At 60.6% G+C, this 24,329-nt stretch carries 20 protein-coding genes; 13 read left to right on the plus strand and 7 right to left on the minus strand.

The window, feature by feature from the left end; translation table 11 throughout:
- Positions 1 to 178 precede the first annotated feature (178 nt).
- Entirely contained in the window at positions 179 to 2,107 is a 1,929-nt protein-coding gene (locus IQ26_RS11645) for a heparinase II/III family protein (protein ID WP_145716988.1), read from the minus strand.
- Positions 2,108 to 2,223: 116 nt separating this feature from the next.
- Between IQ26_RS11645 and IQ26_RS11650 the strand changes: the two genes are divergently transcribed.
- The gene (locus IQ26_RS11650) at positions 2,224 to 3,465 is read left to right on the plus strand and encodes a glycoside hydrolase family 5 protein (RefSeq protein ID WP_145716990.1); all 1,242 of its coding nucleotides are present in this window, start codon (positions 2,224 to 2,226) and stop codon (positions 3,463 to 3,465) included.
- A 140-nt stretch (positions 3,466 to 3,605) separates the two neighbouring features.
- A complete protein-coding gene (asnB, locus tag IQ26_RS11655; RefSeq protein WP_145716992.1) occupies positions 3,606 to 5,495 on the plus strand; it encodes an asparagine synthase (glutamine-hydrolyzing) in 1,890 nt (629 codons plus the stop codon).
- 109 nt (positions 5,496 to 5,604) lie between these two features.
- Here asnB and IQ26_RS11660 read toward each other — a convergent pair whose 3' ends face one another.
- The gene (locus IQ26_RS11660) at positions 5,605 to 6,723 is read right to left on the minus strand and encodes a glycosyltransferase family 4 protein (protein ID WP_145716994.1); all 1,119 of its coding nucleotides are present in this window, start codon (positions 6,721 to 6,723) and stop codon (positions 5,605 to 5,607) included.
- Between IQ26_RS11660 and IQ26_RS11665 the strand changes: the two genes are divergently transcribed.
- From IQ26_RS11665 to IQ26_RS11675, 3 genes are all read left to right on the plus strand, one after another.
- Complete coding sequence (locus IQ26_RS11665; protein WP_240547076.1) at positions 6,688 to 8,316, plus strand: lipopolysaccharide biosynthesis protein; 1,629 nt, start codon at positions 6,688 to 6,690, stop codon at positions 8,314 to 8,316. The two genes, IQ26_RS11660 and IQ26_RS11665, sit on opposite strands and share 36 nt — an antisense overlap.
- A gap of 246 nt (positions 8,317 to 8,562) precedes the next feature.
- Complete coding sequence (locus IQ26_RS11670) at positions 8,563 to 9,042, plus strand: hypothetical protein (protein WP_145716999.1); 480 nt, start codon at positions 8,563 to 8,565, stop codon at positions 9,040 to 9,042.
- Between the two features lie 175 nt (positions 9,043 to 9,217).
- The gene (locus IQ26_RS11675; RefSeq protein ID WP_145717001.1) at positions 9,218 to 9,571 is read left to right on the plus strand and encodes a hypothetical protein; all 354 of its coding nucleotides are present in this window, start codon (positions 9,218 to 9,220) and stop codon (positions 9,569 to 9,571) included.
- A 192-nt stretch (positions 9,572 to 9,763) separates the two neighbouring features.
- On the opposite strand, the gene IQ26_RS11680 is transcribed toward IQ26_RS11675, so the two are convergent.
- The 4 genes from IQ26_RS11680 to IQ26_RS41060 form a co-directional block, all read right to left on the minus strand.
- The gene (locus IQ26_RS11680; protein ID WP_145717003.1) at positions 9,764 to 10,567 is read right to left on the minus strand and encodes a WecB/TagA/CpsF family glycosyltransferase; all 804 of its coding nucleotides are present in this window, start codon (positions 10,565 to 10,567) and stop codon (positions 9,764 to 9,766) included.
- A complete protein-coding gene (gene wecC / locus IQ26_RS11685; protein ID WP_145717005.1) occupies positions 10,564 to 11,901 on the minus strand; it encodes a UDP-N-acetyl-D-mannosamine dehydrogenase in 1,338 nt (445 codons plus the stop codon). The genes IQ26_RS11680 and wecC overlap by 4 nt, the downstream gene beginning before the upstream one ends.
- Entirely contained in the window at positions 11,894 to 13,048 is a 1,155-nt protein-coding gene (gene wecB / locus IQ26_RS11690) for a non-hydrolyzing UDP-N-acetylglucosamine 2-epimerase (RefSeq protein ID WP_145717008.1), read from the minus strand. The genes wecC and wecB overlap by 8 nt, the downstream gene beginning before the upstream one ends.
- A gap of 377 nt (positions 13,049 to 13,425) precedes the next feature.
- Positions 13,426 to 13,551, minus strand: a complete 126-nt coding sequence (locus IQ26_RS41060; RefSeq protein WP_276316417.1) for a hypothetical protein — start codon at positions 13,549 to 13,551, stop codon at positions 13,426 to 13,428.
- A gap of 99 nt (positions 13,552 to 13,650) precedes the next feature.
- Here IQ26_RS41060 and IQ26_RS11695 point away from each other — a divergent pair, with 99 nt between their 5' ends.
- Positions 13,651 to 14,691 carry a glucosamine inositolphosphorylceramide transferase family protein gene (locus IQ26_RS11695; protein ID WP_240547077.1) on the plus strand — a complete coding sequence of 347 codons (1,041 nt, stop codon included), beginning with the start codon at positions 13,651 to 13,653 and terminating at the stop codon, positions 14,689 to 14,691.
- A gap of 18 nt (positions 14,692 to 14,709) precedes the next feature.
- On the opposite strand, the gene IQ26_RS11700 is transcribed toward IQ26_RS11695, so the two are convergent.
- The gene (locus IQ26_RS11700; RefSeq protein WP_208760144.1) at positions 14,710 to 16,023 is read right to left on the minus strand and encodes a VpsF family polysaccharide biosynthesis protein; all 1,314 of its coding nucleotides are present in this window, start codon (positions 16,021 to 16,023) and stop codon (positions 14,710 to 14,712) included.
- A gap of 171 nt (positions 16,024 to 16,194) precedes the next feature.
- On the opposite strand from IQ26_RS11700, the gene IQ26_RS11705 reads away from it, so the two are divergent.
- The 7 genes from IQ26_RS11705 to IQ26_RS11735 all read left to right on the plus strand — a co-directional run bounded on the left by IQ26_RS11705 (position 16,195) and on the right by IQ26_RS11735 (position 24,329).
- On the plus strand, positions 16,195 to 17,760 hold the full coding sequence (locus tag IQ26_RS11705; RefSeq protein ID WP_145717011.1) for a GumC family protein: 1,566 nt from the start codon (positions 16,195 to 16,197) through the stop codon (positions 17,758 to 17,760).
- Between the two features lie 8 nt (positions 17,761 to 17,768).
- Positions 17,769 to 18,875: a glycosyltransferase gene (locus tag IQ26_RS11710; RefSeq protein ID WP_145717013.1), complete on the plus strand. Its 1,107-nt coding sequence runs from the start codon at positions 17,769 to 17,771 to the stop codon at positions 18,873 to 18,875.
- A 166-nt stretch (positions 18,876 to 19,041) separates the two neighbouring features.
- Positions 19,042 to 20,244: a mannonate dehydratase gene (gene uxuA, locus IQ26_RS11715; protein WP_145717015.1), complete on the plus strand. Its 1,203-nt coding sequence runs from the start codon at positions 19,042 to 19,044 to the stop codon at positions 20,242 to 20,244.
- A 212-nt stretch (positions 20,245 to 20,456) separates the two neighbouring features.
- Positions 20,457 to 20,930: a VOC family protein gene (locus IQ26_RS11720; RefSeq protein WP_145717017.1), complete on the plus strand. Its 474-nt coding sequence runs from the start codon at positions 20,457 to 20,459 to the stop codon at positions 20,928 to 20,930.
- Between the two features lie 285 nt (positions 20,931 to 21,215).
- Entirely contained in the window at positions 21,216 to 22,862 is a 1,647-nt protein-coding gene (locus IQ26_RS11725) for an ABC transporter ATP-binding protein (protein WP_145717019.1), read from the plus strand.
- A gap of 253 nt (positions 22,863 to 23,115) precedes the next feature.
- A complete protein-coding gene (locus tag IQ26_RS11730) occupies positions 23,116 to 23,604 on the plus strand; it encodes a MarR family winged helix-turn-helix transcriptional regulator (protein ID WP_240547079.1) in 489 nt (162 codons plus the stop codon).
- The gene (locus tag IQ26_RS11735; RefSeq protein ID WP_145717021.1) at positions 23,601 to 24,329 is read left to right on the plus strand and encodes an SDR family NAD(P)-dependent oxidoreductase; all 729 of its coding nucleotides are present in this window, start codon (positions 23,601 to 23,603) and stop codon (positions 24,327 to 24,329) included. Before IQ26_RS11730 ends, IQ26_RS11735 begins: the two co-directional genes overlap by 4 nt.

Below are 24,329 nucleotides of genomic sequence, written 5' to 3' on the forward strand. Positions count from 1 at the left end.
AAAAATGCCAAACTCACCGCATGTTGCCTGCAACCAGGTGGCTTCTGCGGATGCAACGGGCAAAGCATGCCGGATTACGCCAAACTAGCAGGTCAACCGTAACAAAACCGCTAAATGTCGGAACGTAATTAATGTCGAATATGGTTGGAACACCGGACGCGGCCGCCCTGCTGCGGCGCTATCTTTGCGGCGGGGGGATCACCGCGAGGTGGATCTTGATCCCCTCTTCGCCCACTTCCCCACGCCAGGCGATGCGTTCGGCTGGCTGCCTGGCGCCAAAACTTGGTGAAACCCAGCCGCCCTGCCCCGGTGCGTCGCCGCCGGCGCGGATGTCGAGCGCAGCGTCCGGAAAGCGGATGGTCATCAGCGGCTCATCGCCGCGCAACACCATCACCGTGTTTCCGTCCTGGTTGGCGCCGAGACCGGTGGCGAGTTGGAAGACGATTTCGGCCACGCGCCTGCCGCCGAGCAGTTGGTCGGACACGAGGATCCCATCGGCCTGGTGCATCACGGTACGCTGATGCACCACGCCGAAGCGGCTTCTATACCCGTCGTGTCGGGCGCGCAGCTTCCAGTGCGTTCCCGGCTCGCTCTCCATCCCCGGCTCGCTCTCCACCAATGCCGCAACCGCCTTGTGCGACCAGTTGAACTCCCCGGCGATGATGCTTTGGCTTTTGCCCTCGATATTCAGCGTGTTGTGCGCCGGCGTCGAGCGGAACCAGTCGCGCCAGACGCCCCCCGAACCGTAGAGCCAGGTGCCGGGGTCGACCAGCACCGGCTCGCCATCGATGCACAGGGTGAGCGAGAGCGCGTCGGCATGGCCGTGAGCCGCTATCGAGAGATAGCCGAGCGGGCCGTGGTCGAATGTCAGATCGATGCCGCGGTCATTCATCTCACCGCGCCAGATGGAGAGCCCACCTTGCGTGAACGTTTGCAACCCATGCGGCACCGGCGCCGGTTCCGAAGGCACGCCAAAGAAAAGCGCACGAAAATCGTCTGGCTCCGCGGCGTTGCCCGGCATTCGTAGAAAGCCATGGATGGCGGCGGCGACGGATCGGAGATAGTCCGGCTCGTCCCCCAGCGTCAGCACGCGGCCTTCATCGTCATCGCCAAAACCGGCGGCTTTCGATGGGAGCCAGCCGACGAAATTGGCGAATGCCGCCAGCCGCGCTTCGACGGGCGAGGGAAACGGCGTTCCAGCCTGGCGAGCCGCAGCAGCGCACAGCAAGATGAGTTCGGCCGTGAAGGCCGCGTATGTCGGGGTCTGCTCGGCACCGGTACCATCGGCGAGTATCTGCTTGTGCACCTCGGCCAGGAGGGCGCTGCGGACAGCGCCGGATTCGGCCCCTAACGCCAGGCAGATCAGATACTCGCCAGCCAGTTCCGCGACGAGATGGTTGTTGGCGGAGGAGAACCGGGACGGGAACCGCGGCAGCCAATAGGCGCTTGCCGCCAGTATTTCACCCACTTGCTGCCGTGTCGCCGCGCCGAGTCGGTCGCCGACGAGGTCCATGGTGACAATCAGGCTGATGGCTCGCTGCGCTACTTCGATGCCGGAAGCCCAGCCAACCCCGCGAAACGGCGGGTTGGCGCGATGCCAACTGTCGATCGCCGCCTCGATGGCCATTCGGGACTGATCATCACCGGCGAGAAGCAGGTGGGCGGCAAGCGGCGGCAACTGCTGCAGCCGATTGATCTCCCAAACATATTTTACATCGCCGCGGTCGCCGCGATGGCGAAAATCGATATCGAAAGTATAGATCTCGGGACCCGGCCAAAGCCGGCCGGTCACCGGATCGAGGCGCCAAAGCTCGGGAGGAAACAGCCGATCGGAGTCGCGCCGTGGCCATGTCAGCCCAAGTGCGAAAAACTGGCCCCCAAGCGTATCTTGCGCCGCCGCCGCTATGGCTTGCCGTTGTGCCGGTGTCGCAGCCAGCGCGGCAATGCGAAATCCACGCAACACCGGATGCAATTGGGGCGAAGCATAGCGCTCCCAGCCGTCGTCGCGGCGGCGGGAAGCTATCCTTCGACGCTGCTCGCCCAGCCGGTGCAACACCTCGGCCGGCTCCATGCTGCGCAACCGGTTGATGTACCAGCCGATTCTCATACGCGCTCCGCCAAGGTTTCGATTCTTATATACCATGCTGTCGAAAAGCCGCGCGACGGCAATCCTCCTTTTCCAATCCTGCGGTTAATGTCTTCGGCATGATACGGAGAGTGGCGATGAGAAGGATGGCGTGTGTTGCGGCGTGGGTGCTCGGCATGGCGGTAGCCGCCGGCGCTGCGCCGATCCCGCTCCAGCGCGGCGTCGGCGTGCATGAATGGCTCAACTGGTCGCCGGTGGAGGACGATGGATCCTATAGTTGGCCCCCCTATCGCAGCGAGCAGGAATGGCTTGCGGGACACAGGCCGCTCACCGATTGGCCAGGCGGCGACGAATTTGCGCGCGTTCGATCTATGGGGTTCGACTTCGTCCGGCTGAGCGTCGACCCCGGTCCTCTGCTTGCCAGCGAGGGCGCCAAACGAAAGCAGGCGCTGGACATACTTGCCGCTGCGGTCGAACGGATAACGTCGGCCGGCCTCAAGGTTGTCTTCGACCTGCACGGCGTCACCCAGGTCCCGGCCAACAGCATGGAGATGATCTATGGCGGTGCCGACAGCGAGGGCGTGGCCCGCTATCGCGAAATGGTTGTGGCGGTCGCCACCATGCTGGTCAAGGTCGGCACCGACAAGGTAGCCATCGAACCCTATAACGAACCGGCATACTACCCCTGCGATTCGAGCGGAAGCGATGACTGGCAGCGGATCATGGCAGGCACGGTCCGCGATATTCGCGCAGTCAGCAGCGAGATCACCATCGTCGCAACGGGCGCCTGCGGCGGCAGCATTGCCGGACTGGTCAATCTCACCCCAGACTTTGACGATTCGAACCTCTACTACAGCTTCCATATGTACGAGCCGCACAGTTTCACGCACCAGCGGCCCGACGGAACAAACACCTTCGCCTCGGGCCTTCCCTGGCCGGCCGACAGCAGTACGCCCGAAGTGGTGGCCGAAACCCTTAAGGCGCAGATGGACGCCGCCGGCTTGATCTCGGTCGAGCAGGTGATGAACATGGTCGCGGCGCGTGAAGCAATCGCCCGATATTTCGAACAGAATTGGGGCCAGAGCCAACTCGAGGCGAGCTTCCGTCAGGCGGTCGACTGGGCCGAGGCCCATGGCATTCCAGGCCGGCGGCTTTTCATGGGTGAGTTCGGCGTCATCCTCATGTCCACCGACGGCCGCATGGGCGCGTTCGACGCTGACCGTCTGCGCTATCTCAGGGCGGTGCGCCAGCAGGCGGAACGCTTCGCGATCCCGTGGTCTGTCTGGGAATTCTCCAATCCCCATGGAATGACCGTCATCCGGCCCGATGGGCCAGCGGTCCCAGACTCATTGATGTTGCAGGCACTGGGCCTGCCATAGCTGACGTAACCTCGCTTCACGGGCCAAGCTGGGCTTTAATCTCTCCGGCAATTTTGCGATCCGGTTTTGTCGGCCACCAGGTGCTTAATACATTCGGTGTTAGTAGCGTCGTGAATACGCGTACCCCGGGGGGAGAAACGATGTGTGGAATTGCCGGCTGGATCGGGCGGAGAGTTGAGAATCCGCAAGATCGGGCTGCCAGGATGTCAAACGCATTGCGGCATCGTGGTCCCGATGCTGAAGGTGCCGAGCTCTTGGACTTGAGCAACGGCGAGGATCAATTGGCATTGGTGCATCGCCGCCTGGCTATTATTGACCTGAATGCCGATTCAAATCAGCCGATGCATATAGACGACGGCCGACTTAGAATTATTTTCAACGGCGAAATATACAACTATATCGAGTTGCACCAGGAATTGATCGGCCTCGGTCATCATTTTCGAACGCGTTCCGATACCGAGGTGCTGCTCAGAGCTTACGATCAGTGGCACTTATCCATGTTCGACCGATTGAGCGGCATGTTCGCTTTTGCGCTCTGGGATGCTCAGAGGCATGAATTGATCCTCGGCCGGGATCCCTTCGGCAAAAAGCCCCTTTACCTCATGCAAAGCGAAAGATTGCTGTCCTTTGCCTCGGAGATCAATGCGTTGTTGTCATCGCAGCCAAATGCGCAGCATCTCGATTTGAACGCTGTGCACGAATATCTGCGCTGGCGTTACGTGCCTGGACCGCGCACGCTTTTTAAACAGATCCGCAAACTCAACCCTGGAAGCTATGCTGTCTGGTCGCAAGGGACAGTGACGGAAACGCGCTATTTTACGCCCCCGGATCAAACGGATCTGACCGAGGATATCGACCGCGAAACCGCCAATCGACGATTTCTGGAACTGATCGACCTTTCCGTCGAGATCAGAATGCGCAGCGATGCGCCCTTTGGCGCCTTTCTCTCCGGCGGGCTCGACTCGTCAGCAATCGTCGCCCTGATGACCAAGCACAGTGACAAGCCCATTCGTACATTCTCGGTCGGTTTCAGCGAGTCGGCTTATAGCGAACTCCCGTTCGCCCGACGCGTCGCCGATCACTTCAAGACGGATCATTGTGAACTGGTCATCCAGGCAGACGACTTGATTGACCATCTGCCCAAGTTGATTCGCCATCTGGGGGCGCCTGTTTCACAAAGTTCGGACATCCCAATTTACCTGATGTCGGCGCGAGCCTCGCAGGAGGTCAAGATGGTGCTCACAGGGGAAGGGGCAGACGAGATTCTCGGCGGGTATCCCAAACATCGCGCGGAGTCGTTGGCTGGAATCTACCGGTCGCTCGTTCCAGCCTTGCTCCACGACAATCTCCTCGCCCCTTTGATACGCGCCATGCCTGGCGCATCAGCCAAGTTCGATACATTTGCCCGAAGCGCGGGTGAAAGGGACTTTGCCACGCGGATGATCTTATGGTTTGGAGCCATGACAGCGCGGCAACACGATTGCCTCATCGGTGCGCCGGCCAATTGCCAAAACGACCGTAACGACTTCCCGTTCTCCTCGAGCGCGACGGCATCCCATCTTCGCCGCGTGCTGTTTTTTGATCAGACATCGTGGTTGCCTGACAATCTCCTGGAACGGGGCGACCGTATGATGATGGCCGGTTCAATCGAAGGGAGAATGCCGTTCCTCGATCGCGATCTGGTTGCGTTCGTCAGCAAATTGCCTGATCGCTACAAGGTGGGTTGGCGGAAGGGTAAGCTGATCTTGCGCGACAGTATGGCCAGCATGCTTCCTGAGGAAATTCTCAACCGCCGCAAGATCGGGTTCAAAGTACCCGTCGCCGAATGGTTTCGCGGGCCGATGAGGAACTACGTGCACGACCATCTTTGCTCCTCCCGTTCCGTCATTCGCAGCTACTTGAGCGCGAAGCACCTTGATCAAATTGTCTCGGAACACACCAAGGGTGCAGCAGACCACGAAAAGCTGATATGGGCGCTGCTGAATTTGGAGATATTCCATCGCGAGTTCGAGCTTGGAGCGCCGCAGTGACGCCAATGGGATCGATGCCGCGCCCCGCCCGCGGTGCTCGTCTTAGGTTCACCTGCCGCACTCAGGCGACGATCCGCAAGCTCAGCATCCATGTTCTCACAGGACAGAGTCAGCGCTTGACCGGTTGAGCCTCTAACGCGACCGACCTCCAGACGTCGCTGATCGCGCCGACAAACGGTGCGAGCTCGAGCCGTTCCCGATGCACCGCCATCGCGGCAGCGCCAAGCCTGGCCCTCAGTGTCGGATCTTCAACCAGCCGTGTCAGTGCCTCGGTCAACGCCGCAACATCGCCGGGTGGCACCAGCAACCCGGATTGCTCGTTGGTGATGATGTCCTCGACGGCGCCGACAGGCGTCGTCACCACCGCGAGGCCCGCGGCCATCCCTTCGATGACCGAGACGGGCAGGTTTTCGGCAAAGGAGGGCAGCACCAGAATATCCGCCGAAGCGATCAGCGACGCGACCTCATCGGGGCCGACCCAGCCGGGAAAGGCAACGCGCTCGGCAAGGCCCAGTTCGGCCGTTCTCGTCCGCGCCGCCTCGACTTCGCCATCGCCGGCGATCGTGGCGCGCCAATTCTTGATCGGCTCCATGCGATGCAGCGCATCCAGCAATTGCGGTACGCCCTTGCGGTCGCCTATGCGGCCGAGGAACAGGATATGCACATGGTCGCCGCCGCCGACATGGGCCAACGAGGGAACCGCCGTGGCGTTGGGAACGATGACAATATTGCCGGCTCCCCCCGGTGCCCGGCTGGCGACGAAGTCGCGCCAAAGCCCGCCCAAGACGATCACTCGACCGGCGTGCTCGAACAGAGCTTTGATACGGCGGCTCATGAAACTACGATCGTCTTTCCAGAATGTCTGATACTGCGCCCCGTGCAAATGCAGGACATAGGGTATCGACAGCAGGCGTGCGCAGGCGGCGATCACCATCTTGCGATAGGTACTGCCGGAGACCGATATATTGATGTGAATGACATCAGCGCGTCTCGCCAAACGCGCCGCAAGCATCCGCAGGCAAAAGTCAAACATGTAGAAGACCGAAAGTCCGACATGCCCTGGGCCGCGGCTGGCGAGGAAGCGTACATCGATGTCGGCGATCTCTTGCCGTTCGAACTCCTGCTTCAACGCCCCCATGATGCGGTCGATGCCTCCCTGCCCCGAAACACCCGAGGGCGTGGCGACAAGGACATGCACTTTTCGATTGTGGGCAAGACGCTGCAACATGATTCCTATTTCGGAAATACAAAGCAAAGGTTTCAAATAAGGTTTACGACGAATCCGTTAGTTCAAACTGAATCTGTTCACCCTTTGCCGTCATCGCGCTGGATTTTCCGCCGGTCGACGATTAATCGAAGGCGAAATTTCCGGGAACAACCCTTGCTGCTCCGCTCCACGCTCATCTATGCCCCGGCGATCCTGCTGACGCGAATCTCCGCGCTGCTGCTGCTGGTGATCGTGACGCGGTTGATCGACCAGACAGAGTATGGCCTGCTGACCCTGGTGGTGACCGTAGGCGAAATGACCGACATCGCCGTTACCAACTGGCTGCGCATCGCCTTGCTCAGGCTTGGCGGCAAAGGCGACATCAGCCGAGGCAGCCTGAGGCTGGCCGGGCGGGTACTGCTTGCCAGCACGGCACTGGCGCTGATTGTATCCATGGTCGCCTCGGCAGTGATCGTGCCGGAGCGCTGGGTCGAGTTCGCGATCGCCGTCTGCGGCTACCTGATCGCCGGCTCCATCGGTCGCTTCGCGTTGACCGTGCTGCAGATGCAGCAGCGTCATTCGGTCTATTCGATGCTCGAATTCCTGCGCGCCCTGCTGCAACTCGCGCTGCCGATCGGCGCCATTGCCATCTTTCAGGATTCGTTCCTGACGGTATCGCTCGGCTCGAGCCTCGGCGTGCTGATCGCAGGCGTCGTGGCGGGCGTCATGGCATCCCGGCGCGTCGTTGCCGGTCCGCCACGCTTCACCCAGAAGGAGTTCTTCGTCCTCGGCGTGCCCCTGGTCATCATGGCGCTGGTAGGCTTCGGCCTCCACAGCGCGGAGCGTCTGTTCCTCAAGATCTATTACGATGCCGGCGCTGTGGCGATCTTCGCCGCGGCCTATGTGCTGGCCCGCCAGCCGATCGACATGGTCGCCAATTCCATCAACATGGGCGCCTTTCCCGAGGTTGTCAGCCGGTTCGACGACGAGGGGCCTGCGGCGTCGGGCAGGCTGCTGTCGCAATTGATGGCCTTGATGATCCGCCTTTGCCTGCCGGTTGCGGCGATGCTGGTGGCACTCAGCAGCGATATCACGCAGCTCTTGTTGCCTTCCGAATATCACGGCCGCTTTGGTCTGCTCTTTCCGATCATCGCGTTCAGCGTGCTGTGTGCCAACCTCGCGAGCTTCGTCTACGGCACCGTGGTGCACGCGCACAAGCGGCCGTGGCTGCTGATCATCGCCAATTCGTTCGGCTCGGTGGCGACAATCGCACTGTCGGTGCTGTTGATCCCACCGATGGCGGAGGTCGGCGCCGCCCTGGCGCTGGCGGGCGGATCGTTGGTAGGCCTTGTAGCCTGCATCATCATCAGCGAACGGCTCACGCCGGTGCCGGTGCCATGGCGCGACATCGGCGTTTCGATCGTCATCTCGCTCGGCACGGGACTGGCCGCCAGCCTTGCCAGTGCTGTATTCGGCAATGTGCCGGCCATCTTCCCGCTCGTCGCCGGCGGCACCGCCGGCGCGGTGGTTTTCCTCGGGCTGACCTGGCTGTTCTACCCTGCCGCCGCGATGCAACTTGTAGCCAAGCTAAGGGCGCGGTTACGGCTCGCATAGACCCACGAGGGCATCGGAATTGCCGTGTCGCGGTACTGGAGAGCGGTCCCAACTTCGGACCGAAGCATCTGCCCCGGGCCGGCGACGTTTGTTGGAGCAGTCGCCCTATAGATACACCTTTCGAATTACGGTGGAATCACTGTGACAGTGTACTTTTTACGCTTGCACGGCTGTCGTGTGTAGATTGACCGCATGACTCGACGCTGCGGGTGAGCAAGGGGCAACGAAGGGTGTGCGAACAAAACAATGACCAACAGCAACAAAAACACGATTGGACACCATACATCTCCCTTTTGGCGCATCCTTCGAGGAGAGGCTGTGTACCAGCTTGATGAGACGTCAGGGCCGGAAGCCATCAATCGAGCGCTTGGTCCCGACCCCTTTTGGAAGAAAGGGGAGAATGTAATGTGCTTCGACGACCTCGAGGTCGGACTAGACGAAACAAACGAACTGAAAACCGTCAGGTACTTCGGATTATATCCTGGAAAGACACATAAGGGCGAAATCAAGCTGCCAAAGCATGAGAGCGAAAAGATTTCAAAAAAACTATTACAAATGAGTAGTGTTGTGGGATATCTAATGATTAACTCGGTTGAATTCAATTACGATAAGACGCTTGACAGCGAATCAGACCGTGGCATTCACCTACACGATGGATTTGGTCTTCATTTTTATGAAAAATCGGGAATTTTTTATCTTGGTTCTGTGTTTTTGAAAAAAATTTAGAAACAGCAACCCTTTGAAGCATCTCCCTGATCGTGGGGCCGCGAACGGGTCAAAAGTAGGGTTTCAATCAAGCGGATGGATTCTGTCCGACTTCAGCGCACAGTGTGCCGATCCAGGTTGTGCTGCATGGCGCTGAGCTCGGCTGAAATCGAATCAGAAGCGGAGATGAAAAAGAATGGATGATTTTGCCGACAAGCAAGAAAAGTGGAAAGACTACTTTTTACCTAGGGCGAAAGGTGGCGATCCAGATGCCCAACGCGCTGTCGGTTTGGAGTTTTCAGCCGGGAGATATTTGCCAAAAGACCTGGATCAGTCAGAGTTTTGGCTCCGCAAGTCGTCCGAAAAATTGGGTGAGAGGTCTCTCTTTCAATGGATGAAGATACTTGTACTAGCGCGTGACCGCGCGTGCACACGCTGTTTGCCGAAAAAAGCGACTGGAGATTGGGTGCCATCTACTACTTGTATGGATTTTATTTGGCTTCAGAAGGTAGGATCGACGAGGCAAAAACAATTTGCGAGAAAGGAATGAATAAAGGAAGTCTGTTCGCTGAAGCACTTTATTACAGATATAAATACACATGGCCTGTAAGAATAATAATGACTCCGAGGATAATTATCACCTTGATAAAGGTTTTTTCTGTAGCGCGGGCAAACAAAGATGATGATCGTGTTTTACGTTGACTTCGCCATTTCGACCCCGGCGCCCTGTTGTAGCCGCGGCCTATAGATCGACCTTTCGGCGCCCCCGACGGTCCCAGAACTCCCGGCACAGCAGTGCTGCATAAGTAGTGTTGGTGTCATAGTAGCGGCGCCACAGGCGTCGCGGCTCCTGTGCCACGCGAAACAGCCATTCCAGACCGGCCGCCTGAACCAGTTTCGGCGCCCGGGCAACCTTGCCGCCATAGACATCGAAACTGCCGCCCACGCCCATGACGAAACTCGGAGCGAGTTCGTCACGATAGCGCTTGAGAAAGCGCTCCTTGCGCGGCGTCGGCATCGCCACCAACAGGCAGTCGGCGCCCGAGGCGTTGATCGCCTCGACGATGCCGGCCTCGTCTTCCGGCTTGAAATAGCCATCGCGCATGCCGGCGACAACGAGGCTCGGATGATCCTTGGCAAGTCGCCTTTTCACCGCATCGAGAACGGATTGTTCGGCGCCCAGGAGGAAGGGGCTGTAGCCGCGCGTCGCGCACAGGCTCAGCAGATTGGTCATGATGTCGACGCCCGCTACCCGCTCCGGCAGCGCGACGCCGCAAAGACGCGCACCCCAAAGCACACCTTTGCCGTCGACGTTGATCACATCCGCCGTCGCCACATCCTCCCGCAGCTCGGCATTGTTGCGCATGTTCACAAGCTTGGCGACATTCACGACCACATGATGCAGCGGCCGTCGAAGCGTCATCGCCTCATCGGCGATGGCCAGCGTCTCGGCCATGGTCAGCGCATGGATCGGCGCGCCAAGGAACTCCCGGCGCCGTGACGCCAACAGGCGATGCTGCGCCCATGCCGGGTCGTGTGCGCTCAAGCGGCCTCCTCCGCACTTGCGGGAAGTGTCAGGTGTTCGATTTCCGATTTCTTGCCTTCGATGCGGGCGTCAGGCTTGCGTGCCTTGCGCCAGGTCCACAAACCCCTTGTGTCGATGAGCTTCTTGTCCTTGAGCGCTTCGGGATCGATCAGATTGAACTGCCGATGGTCGACCAGCAGGACGACGATATCGCACTTGTCGATGGCCGAAAGTGCATCGGTGAAAACGATGCCCTTGCCCTCGAGCTCATGCGGCAGTGTATGTGTGTTGGGTTCAGCCGCGATGATCTTCAGGTTGGGGATATCGGACAAGAGCTTCACCACCTCGACAGCCGGGCTCTCGCGCATATCGTCGATATTGGCTTTGAAGCTGAGGCCAAGACAGGCGATCGTCTGCTTGCGGGAAGGGTCGAGCAAGGCTTCTATATCCCTGACCACCGACATAGGACGCTCGGAATTGATCCGGCGCGCCGAAGCCATCAGCCGCGTGCTGTTGGGCGCGGCGTCGATGATGAAATACGGATCGACCGCAATGCAGTGGCCGCCGACGCCCGGGCTCGGCTGGAGGATGTTCACGCGGGGATGCCGGTTGGCGAGATCGATCACCTCCCAGACGTTGAGCGACAGATCCTGGCACACTGCCGCAAGCTCGTTGGCAAAGGCGATATTGACGTCGCGGAACGCGTTCTCGGTCAGCTTCACCAGTTCCGCGCTTTCGGCCTGGGTCATGAACAGGTCGCCGGTAACGAAGGTTGAATAGAGTGCCGCAGTCCGTTCCGACGACTTGCGCGACAGTCCGCCGATCGAGCGATCGTTGTTGATCAGTTCGGTCAGGACCTTTCCCGGCAACACGCGCTCGGGCGAATAGGCGACCAGGACATCGGCCTCTTCGCCATGCGTGACAGGAAATTTGAGATCGGGCCGCAACTCGGCAAGCAGTCCCGTCATGATGCGCGTCGTGCCGACTGGCGATGTCGATTCCAGCACCACAAGGTCTCCCCGCTTCAGCACGGAAGCGATGCTTCGTGCCGCCGCGAGCACGTAGCTCACGTCAGGCTTGTGGTCGTCAGTCATCGGGGTCGGCACAGCGATGACATAGGCATCCGCCGGCTGCGGCGTGCTGAACGCCTTTAGCTTGCCGTTGGCTACGACCTTCTGGATCAGACCATCAAGGTCCGGCTCGACGATGTGGATTTCGCCGCGGTTGACCTTCTCGACCACCGCCTCGTTGACGTCGACGCCGATCACGTCGAGCCCGCGGCTGGCAAAAATGGCGCAGGTCGGCAGGCCGATATAGCCCATGCCGATAACGGAAACGGTCTTGATGTCAGCCATGATGCAGCAGTTCCTCAACGATCCGGTTACTGGCCCGGCCATCGCCATATGGGTTGTGTCGTTCCGCCATGCCGCGATAGGCCGCCTGGTCATCAAGCAGGCTATTGGCATTGGACAGGATTTTTTCGATATCGGTGCCGACGAGACGCGCGGTGCCCGCCACAATCCCTTCGGGTCGCTCGGTGTTCTCACGCATCACCAGCACCGGCTTGCCGAGCGAAGGCGCCTCTTCCTGCACGCCGCCGCTGTCGGTCAGCACGAGGTAGCTCTGCTTCTGCAGATACAGGAACGGCAGATAGTCCTGCGGGTCGACGAGATGGATGTTCGGCACGCCTTCCAATTCCGTGTTGACCACCGAGCGCACATTAGGGTTGGGATGAACCGGGTAGACGATCTGCACGTCCCCGCGCACCGCCAATCCCTTCAGCGCCGCACAGATGCGGTGGATGCCGCCGTCGAAATTTTCACGGCGATGACCGGTGACGAGGATCATTCTCTTGGTGGGATCGAGGAAAGGAAACCGGGCGGCGAGCTCAGCGCTCATCAGCCTGTCGGCGTCGATCGCGCCGGAAAAATGCAACAGCGTGTCGATCACCGTATTGCCGGTCACGAAGATGGTGTTCTCAGCCTTTCCTTCGGCGATGAGGTTGTCGCGTGCCTGAACGGTCGGTGCGAAGTGCCAGGTGGCGATGTTACCGGCGATCTTGCGGTTCAATTCCTCTGGAAAGGGAGAGTTGATGTCATGGCTGCGCAATCCCGCCTCGACATGGGCGACCGGAATGCGCTTGTAGAAGGCAGCCAGAGCGGCAGCCATCGCCGTCGTCGTGTCGCCCTGCACGAGGACGATATCGGGCTTCGCCTTTTCCAGCACTTCGGCCATGCCCAGGAGCACGCGCGACGTCACGTCGAACAGCGTCTGGCCGGGCTGCATGATATTGAGGTCGTGATGCACCGGCAGGCCCGTCAGCTCAATGACCTGGTCGACCATCTCGCGGTGCTGAGCGGTGATGCATGTTTCGGTGACAAAACCCGGATGGGCAAGCGCTGCACGCACCACCGGAAAGCATTTGAGCGCCTCCGGCCTCGTGCCGAACACGATCAGCAGTTTCTGCCGGGAAGGCAGTTTTGGATGTGAAAGGATGTTCATTGCTGATCCTGGTCGCCAATAGGGGTCGCGACCTGCTGATTATTCGCCACAAGAGCTCTAATAGCGGCAGAAGCCGCCTTCGTGACCTTAAATCTTAATGTATGATTAACGATCAAACCCGCGCTCCCCCGGGTAACTCTTATGAAAGACCGAACCGGTAGGTATCCTGGCAGAGTAGTCTTGAAAAAGAATATATTCGATTGACTAATATTTTAATCATCGGCCACGCCGACGGATCTCGGCGCTGGGAAATAGAGCTTCTGGTGCGGTTGAAAGCGGCTGGTCACGTGGTTTCGAGTTGCCACGCGTCGGCGCCTGCGCCGATCGCACGCGGGCTTGATAAAGTGCTGGCGATCGAGAGCCGACGCTTCGGTCCCTCACTGGCGAGCCGTTCCAAGCCGTTGCCGGCAGGCGAGTCCGGTCCCGCCGATCTTGTAGTCGATCTCACGGCCACCGCCGCAGGACGAGGCGCGCCCGTCCTGACGCTCGAATTTTGCGGCCACAGCACCTTTCCAGCCGGTGTGGCCGAGATGCTGGCGAGCGGGCGTTTGCCAGAGCTTGCCATTCGCCTCGATGGCGTTGCAGTCGTCCGGGGGCGCCCAATGCTCGGCGACCGGCTTTGGCTGTCTCGCAGCTGCAACGACCTGCTCGCCGGGGCCATCTCGCTGGTTGTGCAAAGCGTCGCCCGTTTTTCCGCGGGCGAACTTGTGCCCATTGCCGATAGCCCGGCGCCGACCCAGAAGACCGGCGGTTTTGTCCGGCACTATCTGCCCTTCTTCTGCAGGGGGGTGGTCGATCGCGCTGTGCAAAAACTAAGACTTGGGCGACGCCCCTTCTATTGGCAGGTTGCCTACCGGCTGATCGACGGGCCAGGTGTCGCCGAAACCGGGCAACTCGACGGTACGCCGTTCACCGTCCTCGCGGACGATGGCCAGCGATTCTACGCCGATCCCTTCGTCCTCGAGCGGGATGGCCGCCACTATCTGTTTGTCGAGGAATTTCCCTACGCTACGGGCCGCGGAGTGATTTCTGTCGCCGAACTGGGCGACGATGGCACTTTCGGCGTACCGAGGGTGGTGCTGGAGGAACCGCACCACCTGTCGTATCCGCAGGTATTCGCTCACGCCGGCGAGATTTTCATGATCCCCGAAAGCAGCGCGGCGCGCGAACTTGTGCTCTATCGCGCCGCACAGTTTCCAGATCGCTGGGTACGCGACACCGTGCTGATGACGGACAAGGATTTCAATGATGCCACGCTGCTCGAAGTCGATGGGCGCTTCTGGCTGTTGGGGACGGAGCGGTTCGGTTATGGCAGCGCGTCGGATACGATGGCCGTCTATTCCGCACCCTCGCTGCGCGGGCCGTGGGTTGCGCATGCGCTCAATCCCATCGCCGTCGATCACTCGGCCACTCGGCCCGGCGGCGCCTTTATCCGCCAGGGCGATGGCCTGGTGCTGCCGGTGCAAAATGGGTCGAGAGCCTATGGCGGCGGTCTGGGGTTGATGCGGCTTGATCGGCTTGACGATTTCGATGTCCGTTTTGCGCCGCCTCGCCCGATCGGCGCGGGGCCGGCATGGGCCCGCGCGGGCATCCACACGCTTAACCGCGCAGGTCGTGTCGAGGTTGTGGACAGCGCCGGCTGACGAGCCTGGAGCCTGTGCTTATCCGAGCCGATCCAGTTTCGGCGCGGATGCGACCACGGCCGAAGATGTACTCTTCGGCTGGTATCTATACGGCGCGTTTCTATAGGCAAGCAGCAACACCACGATTATCGTGATCTCCGGCGATTTTGACGAGAGCGCGTTATTCGACAGCGCGGCAAGCAAGAACGTCATGGTGCCGACCCATGCTGGCAGCGGCGCCGCGCGCAGCAGCCGAAAAACGAACCAGAATATCAGCACGGTAAAGAGCACGGCTATGGGCAGGCCGAAGAGCATGATGATGACCACCGGCGCGCTCTCGATGTAGGGCAGATGCAGCTTCTCGTTGACGATCGCCAGGAGGTCGTCGACGTTCATGCCAAACAGGATGTCTTTCCAACTGACAAGCCCGAACACCTGGTAGATCGTCACCCGCGCCATGAAATTTTCGTCGAAGATCGTGTTGCCGAATCGATTCAGCAGCCCGCCCGAAAACAGTATGGCCACCAGCGCCGCGCCGCCCGTCAGGGCGAACAGCAGCACGACAGCCTTGGCCTGCCGCTGGTGCCTGGGCGTCAGGCGCGGCCAAGGCACGAACATCAGCAGAATGAGGGTTTCGCAGGCAGCGAGCATCAGGGCGGCGCGAGCGCCTGACGCGGCACAACCGACGAGCAATACGAGGATGGATACCACCCGCACCCATATGCGCCAGCGCGTCAGCGGTACGAATCCGATGGCTGTGGCGCAGAGCGCGCCCAATGCCAGCGGGTGCGCCGATAGGCCGATTGGTCTGAACTGCAGTTCCCGGAGACCGTAAGGTAGAAATCGATGTTGAGTCACCGCTTCGATCGTGCCGATCACGGCGCTGAGAATCACCATTCCAAGCACGACGTCGCCCAATGCCCGCCGTGCATCCGCATTCAAGGCCAGCATCAACAGGCCCGCGGCGCCCGCCACCAGATAGGTATCGATGATGAACCCCGAGGAGCCCGCCCGGCCTGTGATGAAAAGATACGGCACCAGCGCGAACATCAGCGCAGAATAAAGCAGCAAAGCCTTGAATATTCCAATTTCGTCGCCCTGCAGCAGAAATGGCCGGCTGAAAAGAAAGAGAGGAAGCAGCAGAAAGATGGCATAGGTGCCGAAATGCAGCTTCTCGTAGAACAAGCCTCCCTGGGCCGTATAGTCGACGACCATGTTCATCATCTGCGGTGACACCGTGAAGCGGAGCAGGAACGCCAAGGCTGCGCATAGGAAAAACAGAAGCGACAGCGCGTTCTGACGACGCGCTTGGCTGGACAACAATCGTTCCGATGCGGCAGCGGGATAGCTCATGGCCGATCCAGGTGGAGGTATTCAAACGGCATTCTGGCCAACGAGGTCCATTCAGGGGTCCGCCGAACGGACGCTGCGCCTGAATCGGCAAAATATGCCAACTTGGAAAATGAGATGTTAACGATCTTTCTGTAGTGCTGGCCCGCGTAGCGAATAACAAGAGTTAGCATCATGTCCGCCGCTTCCGGCACTCCCCCTTCCTCTGCGGCGGATTCCGATATCAGCGCACTTGAGCGGATCGCCAATGCGCGGCGCGCCAGCAGGGCAAGGCTGCAACAGGATGCCCCAGTCATGGCACGCACCTCCGGACCTGTCATGCCGCACACACCCGAGCCTGTCGCGACGGTGACGCTTGACAAGATCGGCGATTTCCTTGAGCTCGATTTTCGACGCCTGTTTGTCTGGCTGCGTGCCGGCCTCGTCGTGGCATGCATGCTGGCAGTGGCCGGCGGCGTCATCGGCGCCGCCTATGGGCTGCTGAGCAAACAGCGTTATACTGTTACGACGGAAATCCTCATCAATCCTGCCAATTTGCAGGTTGTGGAAAACGATCTCTACTCGCAACCGGGCCAGGTCGATAGCCAAATACTCAACGCGCGCAGCAAGCAGCGCATCTTGACCTCGGGCAACGTGCTTGCACGTGTGGTGGACGAACTCGGTCTAGCCAACGATCCGGAGTTTTACGACCCGGACCGGAGCGCCTCGGCGTCTGGCGTTGGGGTGAGTGGCACCAAGTCCGATCCGAAGCTTATCGCCCAGAAGAGCCTGGCGGAGCGGGTAAGCGTCTCTGCGGATGAAACGTCGTTCGTCACAACCCTCTCGGTATCGGCGGAAACCTCCGGCAAGGCGATCCTGATCTCGCAAGCCATGGTCAAGGCATTCCAGGAAGAACTGGCCAAGGCCGAAGCTGCTGGTGCCAGCCGTGCCGCGGCTGCTCTTGACGGCCGGCTCGGCCAACTCAAGCGGGACGTGCAGGTCGCCGAAGAGAAGGTCGAGAGCTACAGGCGCAGCCACAACCTGTCTTCCAGCAATGGGCAGCTTGTCAGCTCGCAGACGATGACGCAGCTCAACAGCGAAATTGTTGAGGCGCAATCGCGCGCCATCGCCGCGCAGGCAAGTTACGACGCCTTGGTTGCCTCCGGCGTCAATGGGGCTAACCCTGACCCCACGGTCTCGGAAGCACTCGCAGTGCTGCGCGACAAGGCAAACGGCCTGCGGCAGCAAATCGATTCACAATCCATGACATTCGGTCCGCGCCATCCGACGATCGTCAGGCTGAGGACGGAATTCGAAACCGTCAGTTCTCAACTCAGGTCGGAGTTCTCCCGTACGGTCGGCACGGCAAAAGCCAACCTTGATAGGGCCAAGGCTTCATTGGCTTCTCTCAGCGCCAAGATGAGCGACCTGAAGGGCAACGTTTTCACCGACAGCGAGTCCCAGGTCGCCCTGCGTGAGCTTGAACGCGATGCCGCATCGAAGAGGGCGGTCTACGAAAGCTTCCTGTCACGCGCGCGTCAAATCACCGAGCGCGAGCAGATCGACACCACGAATGTGCAGGTGATTTCCACCGCGGTGCCGCCAAAGGGGCGCTCGTGGCCGCCACGCACCCCCCTGGTGGCCGGCATGGGAGCCTTCGCCGGCTTTGCTCTAGGCATGTTGCTCGCCATTGCCATGGGCATCGTGCGTGACATGCGCCAGCCGCCCAACCGATCAGGCATCGGCGTCAGCCGAGCCTGAATCCAGGCATGCCAAAGCGCATTGTCTTTCACATTGCCAGTCTCAGGGGCGGCGGCGCCGAGCGTGTCTTCGTCCTCATTGCAAATGAATTGGCGTCCCGTGGGCACGATGTCACGCTTTTTACCTGGAACGCGGAAGGGCCTAACGCTGCGCTGCGCTCGCCTGCCGTGCATCTGGTCGATTTCGGCCTTCCCATCAGGGGCGAGGGTTATGGCAAATGGGCAACGCTGAAAGGCGTCGTGCGAAGCGCACGTCTATTCAACCGCCTTGGTCCCCATGCGGTCTATAGCGCCCCGGAATTCGCCAATCTGGTCGTGGCGCTGGCGCTTCTGTTGGCACGCAGCCGAGCGAGGTTCCTTCCAAGTTTCCACGCAGCCGCCTCACTGCCTTCCAGTGGTCTCGGCGCAAGAATAGCGGTCTGGCTTTCCACGCTGGTTGCAGCGCGCGCAACCAAAGCCATCGCCGTCTCGGCGGGTGTCGGCCGCGATATCGTGGCCCGCGGCTTCCCCAGATCCAAGGTTGTCGTCATCAACAACCCGCTGCCGCCGGCTGCAGCGCCCCAGGGACATTCCCATGCCTGGCAGGCAAAGCTGGCGACGATGGGCGATGGCCCGGTCATCGCCACCGCTGGACGTCTGGTGCCGGTCAAGGATCATCGGACTTTGCTCCGGGCCTTCGCCATCCTGCGCGCCGGCCGCCGCGCTCGGCTTGTCATCTTCGGCGAAGGCCCGTTGGCCGCCGAGCTCCGCGCCTATGCCCAGGAATCCGGTATAGGCGCCGATGTGCTCCTTGCTGGCTACGTCAACGACCCCGCGTCCTGCTACGCCGCAGCCGATCTGTTCGTCCTTTCGTCCACGAGCGAGGGCTTTGGCAATGTGTTGGTCGAGGCTATGGCTGCTGGTGTCCCCGTAGTCTCCACGGATGCGCCGCATGGCCCGCGCGAGATTCTCGGTGACGGTCGTTTCGGCGCCTTGGTGCCGGTTGGCGACGCCGCGGCCCTGGCAAAGGCGATGGCTGATATGCTGGACAAGCCGACTTCTGCCGCCCTCCTGAAGAGCAGGGCGGCGGATTTCGAAGTTGAAAAGATCGGAGATCGATACGAAGCTCTGCTGTAGCCAGGGACTTCGCTGGCCTTCGGCCGGTACAGGCGCCCAAGCGGGATCGGTGTCAGATACATCGGAATCTGGTATTAGCCGACGAAGATCAAAAGCTGGTCGGTCACGGCGGCGGGAAACGCGGGCGTGCAGCCGCACGGCGATTCTTTTTTTACGGGATGTTTGAATGAGACATGTGTGGCGTTGGTTTGGGCCGGTCGACAAGGTGACGATCGCGGATGCGCGTCAAGCCGGTGCGCAAGGTATCGTCTCGGCCCTTCACCACGTTCCTTACGGCGCCGTCTGGCTGCCCGCCGAAATCGAAAGACGTCAGCGCGAAGTCGCATCTTTCCCGGATGGAAGCGCAAGCGATCTGAACTGGGAGGTCGTCGAGAGCCTGCCGGTTTCCGAAGCGATCAAGACGCAGGTCGGCGAATGGCGCAGCCATATAGCCAACTACAGGACATCACTGGAAAACCTGGCGCGGGCCGGCATTTCGGTCGTCTGCTACAATTTCATGCCCGTGCTCGATTGGACCCGCACAGATCTTACCTGGCGCCTGCCGCATGGCGGCACCACCATGCGCTTCGATTTGGCCGATTTCGCCGCATTCGACATCCATATCCTGAAACGCAAAGCGGCGCTCGCCGATTACACACCGGAGCTCGTCTCCGAGGCGGAGCAGCGACACGCGCAGATGGATGACGTTGCACGCAAGATTCTAGCAAGAAGCGTCAATTCCGGTCTGCCCGGCTCAACCGAAGACACGTCTCTCGACGGTCTCGCGGCTCAACTGTCAAATTATGACCACATCGACGCAACAACCCTGCGCCGGCATTTCGTCGACTTCCTGGCGGAGGTCGTGCCGACGGCCGAACGCCTCGGCCTGCGTCTCTGCTGCCACCCGGACGATCCGCCGTTTCCGCTGCTCGGCTTGCCGCGCGTCATGTCGACCGAGGCCGACTACAGGTACATTCTGGACGCAATCGACAGCCCGGCCAACGGGGCGACACTGTGCACGGGGTCGCTCGGCGCAAGACCGGATAATGATCTGCCGGGCATGATCGGGCGGCTGGGGCCAAAGATCCATTTCGCGCATCTGCGCAATGTGCACAAGGAAGAGCCGGGCATCCCCTGCTCTTTCCACGAGGACGAGCATCTTACCGGCGACACCGACATGGTGGCGGTGGTGGCGGCGCTACTCCACGAAGAGGCGCGGCGCAGGAAGGAAGGACGCCCGGATGCCGTCATCCCGATGCGCCCCGATCATGGCCAGGACATCCTCGATGACCTCACGCGAGGCGCCCAGCCCGGCTATCCGGCCATCGGTCGGCTCAGGGGACTGGCCGAGCTCCGCGGCGTCGAACATGCCATTCGCAAGGCGACATAAGCTTCATTTCGCGGCGAACGATCCCGCAGTATGTCTGCACGGGAGATAATGCTGCAGGAGCCAAGCGTCCCCCAAGCCGATGTTCCATATGGGCCGATGTTCCATGTGGAAACAAAAAGGCTGCGGTGCGTTAGCCGTGGGGCTGCCTGTCTCGAAAGAGAGCGGGTGGGGAAACAAGGCCGGAATTTGGCTTCAAAGCGAAAGGACACGCAATGGCAAAGAACACGATTTTCCTCTGGTACGACAAGGACGCCGAGGCTGCTGCCCGCTTCTGCGCCGAGACCTTTCCCGACAGCGCGGTGGGTGCCATCACCCATGCACCCAGCGACTACCCGTCCGGCAAGGAGGGCGACGTGTTGATGGTCGAATTCACGGTTGCCGGCGTCGCTTGTGTCGGCCTCAACGGCGGTCCCGCGTTTAGACATAGCGAAGCCTTCTCGTTCCAGATCGCCACAGACGACCAACACGAAACCGACCTCTACTGGAACGCCATCGTCGGCAATGGCGGCCAAGAGAGCGCCTGCGGCTGGTGCAAGGACAAGTGGGGCGTCTGCTGGCAAATCACGCCGCGCGTGCTGACCGAGGCGATGGCGGCCGGCGGTGATGAAGCAAAGCGCGCGTTTGGTGCGATGATGACCATGAAGAAAATCGACGTGGCCGCGATCGAGGCGGCACGGCGTGGCTAGATAGGCTTCACCAACATCGCTGAACGCGGATCTGCAACGATCTCGACTTTGCGTCCCGCCCACCGCGTGAAGGTGGACTGACCCTGCTGCCGCGAGAGGAGCGGCACTTACCAGGGCGTTCCCGCCGGAGCGCCCTTTGGCCATCTTGGCCCCGGACAAAATCGCTGCGATTTCGCAGTGATCGCAAGACACCGGTGCCTGTCTCAAAAATGCGGGCTTGCGCAGACGGTGGAACGTGCGGCTAGTATGCGTCGTCAGATCATTGGAACTTCGAAAGGCCAAGCAATGCTGCCGAGCGAAACGACTACAGGCGATCCGATCGAGGAAGCTGTTCTGTCTGTTCGAAATCTGACTATCAGCCTGCCCAGGAACATGGAGCGTGAGAACGCGGTCGAAAACATATCCTTCGACATGAAGAAGGGTGAGATGCTGTGCATCGTCGGCGAATCCGGCTCCGGCAAGTCGGTCACCGCAAATGCGATCATGGGTCTGCTGCCATCTTCGGTGCGGATCACGCAGGGAAGCATCCGGTTTAAGGGCCACGATCTGGCCAGTGCACGGGAAGATGTTCTGCGCGGCCTCAGGGGCCGTTCGGTCTCCATCGTCTTTCAGGATCCGCTTTCGGCGCTCAATCCGCTGATGACCGTCGGGCAGCAGGTTGCGGAGGTTATGGAAGCGCACCACGCAGGCACTTCGGCGACCCGCACGAAGGCGGTTGTCGATCTGCTCGGCGAAGTCGGCCTGCCGGAGCCCGAGGTTCTGCGGCATCAGTATCCGTTCCAACTCTCCGGCGGGCAACGCCAGCGCGTCATGATCGCCATGGCGCTCGCGCTCGGGCCTGATCTGCTGATCGCCGACGAGCCGACGACGGCTCTCGACGTCACCACCCAGGCGCAGATCCTTGCGTTGATCCGGCGGCTGCAGCGCGAAAAGAACATGAGCGTCATGTTCATCACGCACGATTTTGGCGTCGTCGCAGAAATCGCCGATCGCGTCATCGTCATGGAGAAAGGCGCGATGGTCGAACAAGGCGTCGTTTCCGACGTGCTCGGCAATCCAAGCCACCCCTACACTAGGCGACTGATCGCCGCCGTTCCACATATGATCGAGAATGAGAAGAAGTCGCGCGGCGATGCCCCAATTGTGCTGGAGGTGCGGAAGCTCGACAAGACCTACCGGCCAGGCATCGGCTTCTTCTCGCGATCGCGCATCGTCCACGCCGTCAAGCAGGTCAGCTTCGAGGTCCGCCGGGGCCGGACGCTTGGGATCGTCGGAGAGTCCGGCTCGGGAAAATCGTCCCTCGGCCGCGTCCTCCTGAAGCTGCTGGATAGCGACGGCGGCAGCATTCTGTTCGACGGCAAGGATATCGCGGCACTTTCGGCTTCCGAATTCCGGCCGATGCGACCGCACATTCAGATGATTTTCCAGGATCCTTTTGCCTCGCTCAATCCGCGGCAGACGATCGCCAAGATCCTCACCGTCGGCCCGATGGCGCACGGCCTGCCCGCTCGCGAAGCGCGCGCGAAGGCGTTGAAGCTGCTTCGGCTGGTCGGGCTCGACGAGGGTGCCTACGACCGGTTTCCGCATGAATTTTCAGGCGGCCAGCGCCAGCGGATCGGCATCGCGCGCGCCCTGATGATGGACCCCAAGGTCCTGGTCGCCGACGAAGCGGTCTCCGCCCTCGACGTCTCGATCCAGGCGCAGATCCTCGACCTCCTGGCCAATATCCAGGAGGAAATGAAGATAGCCATGATCTTCATCACTCACGACCTGAGAGTGGCAAGCCGTATCTGCGACGAGATTCTGGTCATGAACCGCGGTGAAGTCGTGGAATCCGGCCCGCCCTGGCAGATATTCCGATCGCCACGTCACGCCTATACAAGGCAACTCATCTCTGCCATTCCAGGCAAGGAATGGGTTCCCGCCGCCTAGGCGGAGATCGGGAAAGTCCCGCGATCCATCACGGTGCCGATAGAGGCGCGGCCGCAAGGCCGTGTCTCGATCGAACTGCACGCGCACCCTCGGACCTTCCTGCGGGGAAAATAGTTGCTTTTGTCCATCAAAAGTAGTTGCAATTGTCCACCACCCGCTCAACTATGTCTTTGAAGGCCCGCGGCAACCCCGATTTTCGAGGCTGCCGGTGATCTCGATGCAGGCTGCCAGGGAAGCCTCAGGAGAGTGTCCGTTGCCGAAGAAGAAGAAAGGCCCTCTTCATACCGTCGAGACGGTAGGGCTCGATGTCCTCGAAGACACGTTGAGCTTCTATATCCGAAGCATCAATATCGCCCTTTCTCGTGATCTCGATGACCGCCTGGAGGGTCTCGACGTGGCTCGGGGAACCGGCAAGATCACCACACTGCTTCTTGTCGACAGCCACCCAGGGATACGGCCCTCGGTCATCGCGCAGCTCATTATGCGCGATCGTTCCGCCATGGGCAGGCTGGTTGACCAGATGATCGAGCACGATCTTCTGACGCGTGAGGCCGCAGCGGACGACGGACGGGCACAGGGGCTTCATATCACCGAAAAGGGGGCGGGCCTCGCCCGCAAGGTGCGCAAGATCGCCACCAAGCAATCCAGCGATTTCTTCGCCGGTGTGCCCGAGGAAGACCAGAAGCGTCTGCTCGACATATTGCGGCGCGTCTATCGTCGCACCGTGGGTCTCGGCCAATGAGTGAGCCGGCGGCAGTTGGCGCAGTGCAGGCCACCCGACGGGTGGCGCTCCTGTCCGGCGCCAGTCGCGGCATCGGCGCGGCTTGTGCCCGGCACTTGTATGAAACGGGCTGGTCGCTGTCGCTCGGCATGCGCGAACCGGTGCAGCCCGACTGGGCCGACAGCGAGCGCGTAAGCGTATTCCCTTATGAGGCCGCGGCCGCCGGCGCCGAACGGGGATGGGTCGACGGCACCATCGATGGCTTCGGCCGGATCGACGCGGTCATTGCCTGTGCCGGCATCATGATTCCGAAGTCGGTCATCGACGTTGACGACACGGATCTCGATCTCATGTTCGAGATCAACGTGAAGGCTCCGCGCCGCCTGGTGCGCGCGTCATGGGAAGCGCTTGCGACAAGTCGAACAGGCCGTGTCATCATTCTCGCCTCGCTGTCGGGCAAGCGGGTCAAGTCCGCGACATCAGGCTCCTATTCGATCTCCAAGTTTGCTGCCGTCGCCCTTTCCCACGGTATCAGACAGGCGGGATGGGATCTTGGAATTCGAGCCACGGCCGTCTGTCCCGGTTTCGTCGCCACCGATATGGCGCGCAGCATTACCGATCGCGCCGATGCGCTGATGACCGATCCCGATGATCTCGCACGGACCATCGGGATGCTCCTCGATCTGCCCAATCATGCAAGCGTCGCCGAATTTTCCATCAATTGCCAGCTCGAGGAGCTCTACTGA

The sequence above is a fragment of the Mesorhizobium tianshanense genome, assembly GCF_007830515.1.
GTDB classification, from domain to species: domain Bacteria; phylum Pseudomonadota; class Alphaproteobacteria; order Rhizobiales; family Rhizobiaceae; genus Mesorhizobium; species Mesorhizobium tianshanense.

What these genes read in the sequence shown, in the direction of transcription:
- IQ26_RS11720 (WP_145717017.1), top strand. Translation starts at nt 20,457, where the DNA reads ATGGCAAAGAACACGATTTTCCTCTGGTACGACAAGGACGCCGAGGCT.
- uxuA (WP_145717015.1), top strand. Translation starts at nt 19,042, where the DNA reads ATGAGACATGTGTGGCGTTGGTTTGGGCCGGTCGACAAGGTGACGATC.
- IQ26_RS11675 (WP_145717001.1), top strand. Translation starts at nt 9,218, where the DNA reads ATGGATGATTTTGCCGACAAGCAAGAAAAGTGGAAAGACTACTTTTTA.
- IQ26_RS11725 (WP_145717019.1), top strand. Translation starts at nt 21,216, where the DNA reads ATGCTGCCGAGCGAAACGACTACAGGCGATCCGATCGAGGAAGCTGTT.
- IQ26_RS11660 (WP_145716994.1), bottom strand. Translation starts at nt 6,723, where the DNA reads ATGTTGCAGCGTCTTGCCCACAATCGAAAAGTGCATGTCCTTGTCGCC.
- IQ26_RS11695 (WP_240547077.1), top strand. Translation starts at nt 13,651, where the DNA reads ATGCTCGGCGACCGGCTTTGGCTGTCTCGCAGCTGCAACGACCTGCTC.
- wecC (WP_145717005.1), bottom strand. Translation starts at nt 11,901, where the DNA reads ATGGCTGACATCAAGACCGTTTCCGTTATCGGCATGGGCTATATCGGC.
- wecB (WP_145717008.1), bottom strand. Translation starts at nt 13,048, where the DNA reads ATGAACATCCTTTCACATCCAAAACTGCCTTCCCGGCAGAAACTGCTG.
- IQ26_RS11650 (WP_145716990.1), top strand. Translation starts at nt 2,224, where the DNA reads ATGAGAAGGATGGCGTGTGTTGCGGCGTGGGTGCTCGGCATGGCGGTA.
- IQ26_RS11705 (WP_145717011.1), top strand. Translation starts at nt 16,195, where the DNA reads ATGTCCGCCGCTTCCGGCACTCCCCCTTCCTCTGCGGCGGATTCCGAT.
- IQ26_RS11700 (WP_208760144.1), bottom strand. Translation starts at nt 16,023, where the DNA reads ATGAGCTATCCCGCTGCCGCATCGGAACGATTGTTGTCCAGCCAAGCG.
- IQ26_RS11670 (WP_145716999.1), top strand. Translation starts at nt 8,563, where the DNA reads ATGACCAACAGCAACAAAAACACGATTGGACACCATACATCTCCCTTT.
- IQ26_RS11735 (WP_145717021.1), top strand. Translation starts at nt 23,601, where the DNA reads ATGAGTGAGCCGGCGGCAGTTGGCGCAGTGCAGGCCACCCGACGGGTG.
- asnB (WP_145716992.1), top strand. Translation starts at nt 3,606, where the DNA reads ATGTGTGGAATTGCCGGCTGGATCGGGCGGAGAGTTGAGAATCCGCAA.
- IQ26_RS11710 (WP_145717013.1), top strand. Translation starts at nt 17,769, where the DNA reads ATGCCAAAGCGCATTGTCTTTCACATTGCCAGTCTCAGGGGCGGCGGC.
- IQ26_RS11665 (WP_240547076.1), top strand. Translation starts at nt 6,688, where the DNA reads ATGCACTTTTCGATTGTGGGCAAGACGCTGCAACATGATTCCTATTTC.
- IQ26_RS11645 (WP_145716988.1), bottom strand. Translation starts at nt 2,107, where the DNA reads ATGAGAATCGGCTGGTACATCAACCGGTTGCGCAGCATGGAGCCGGCC.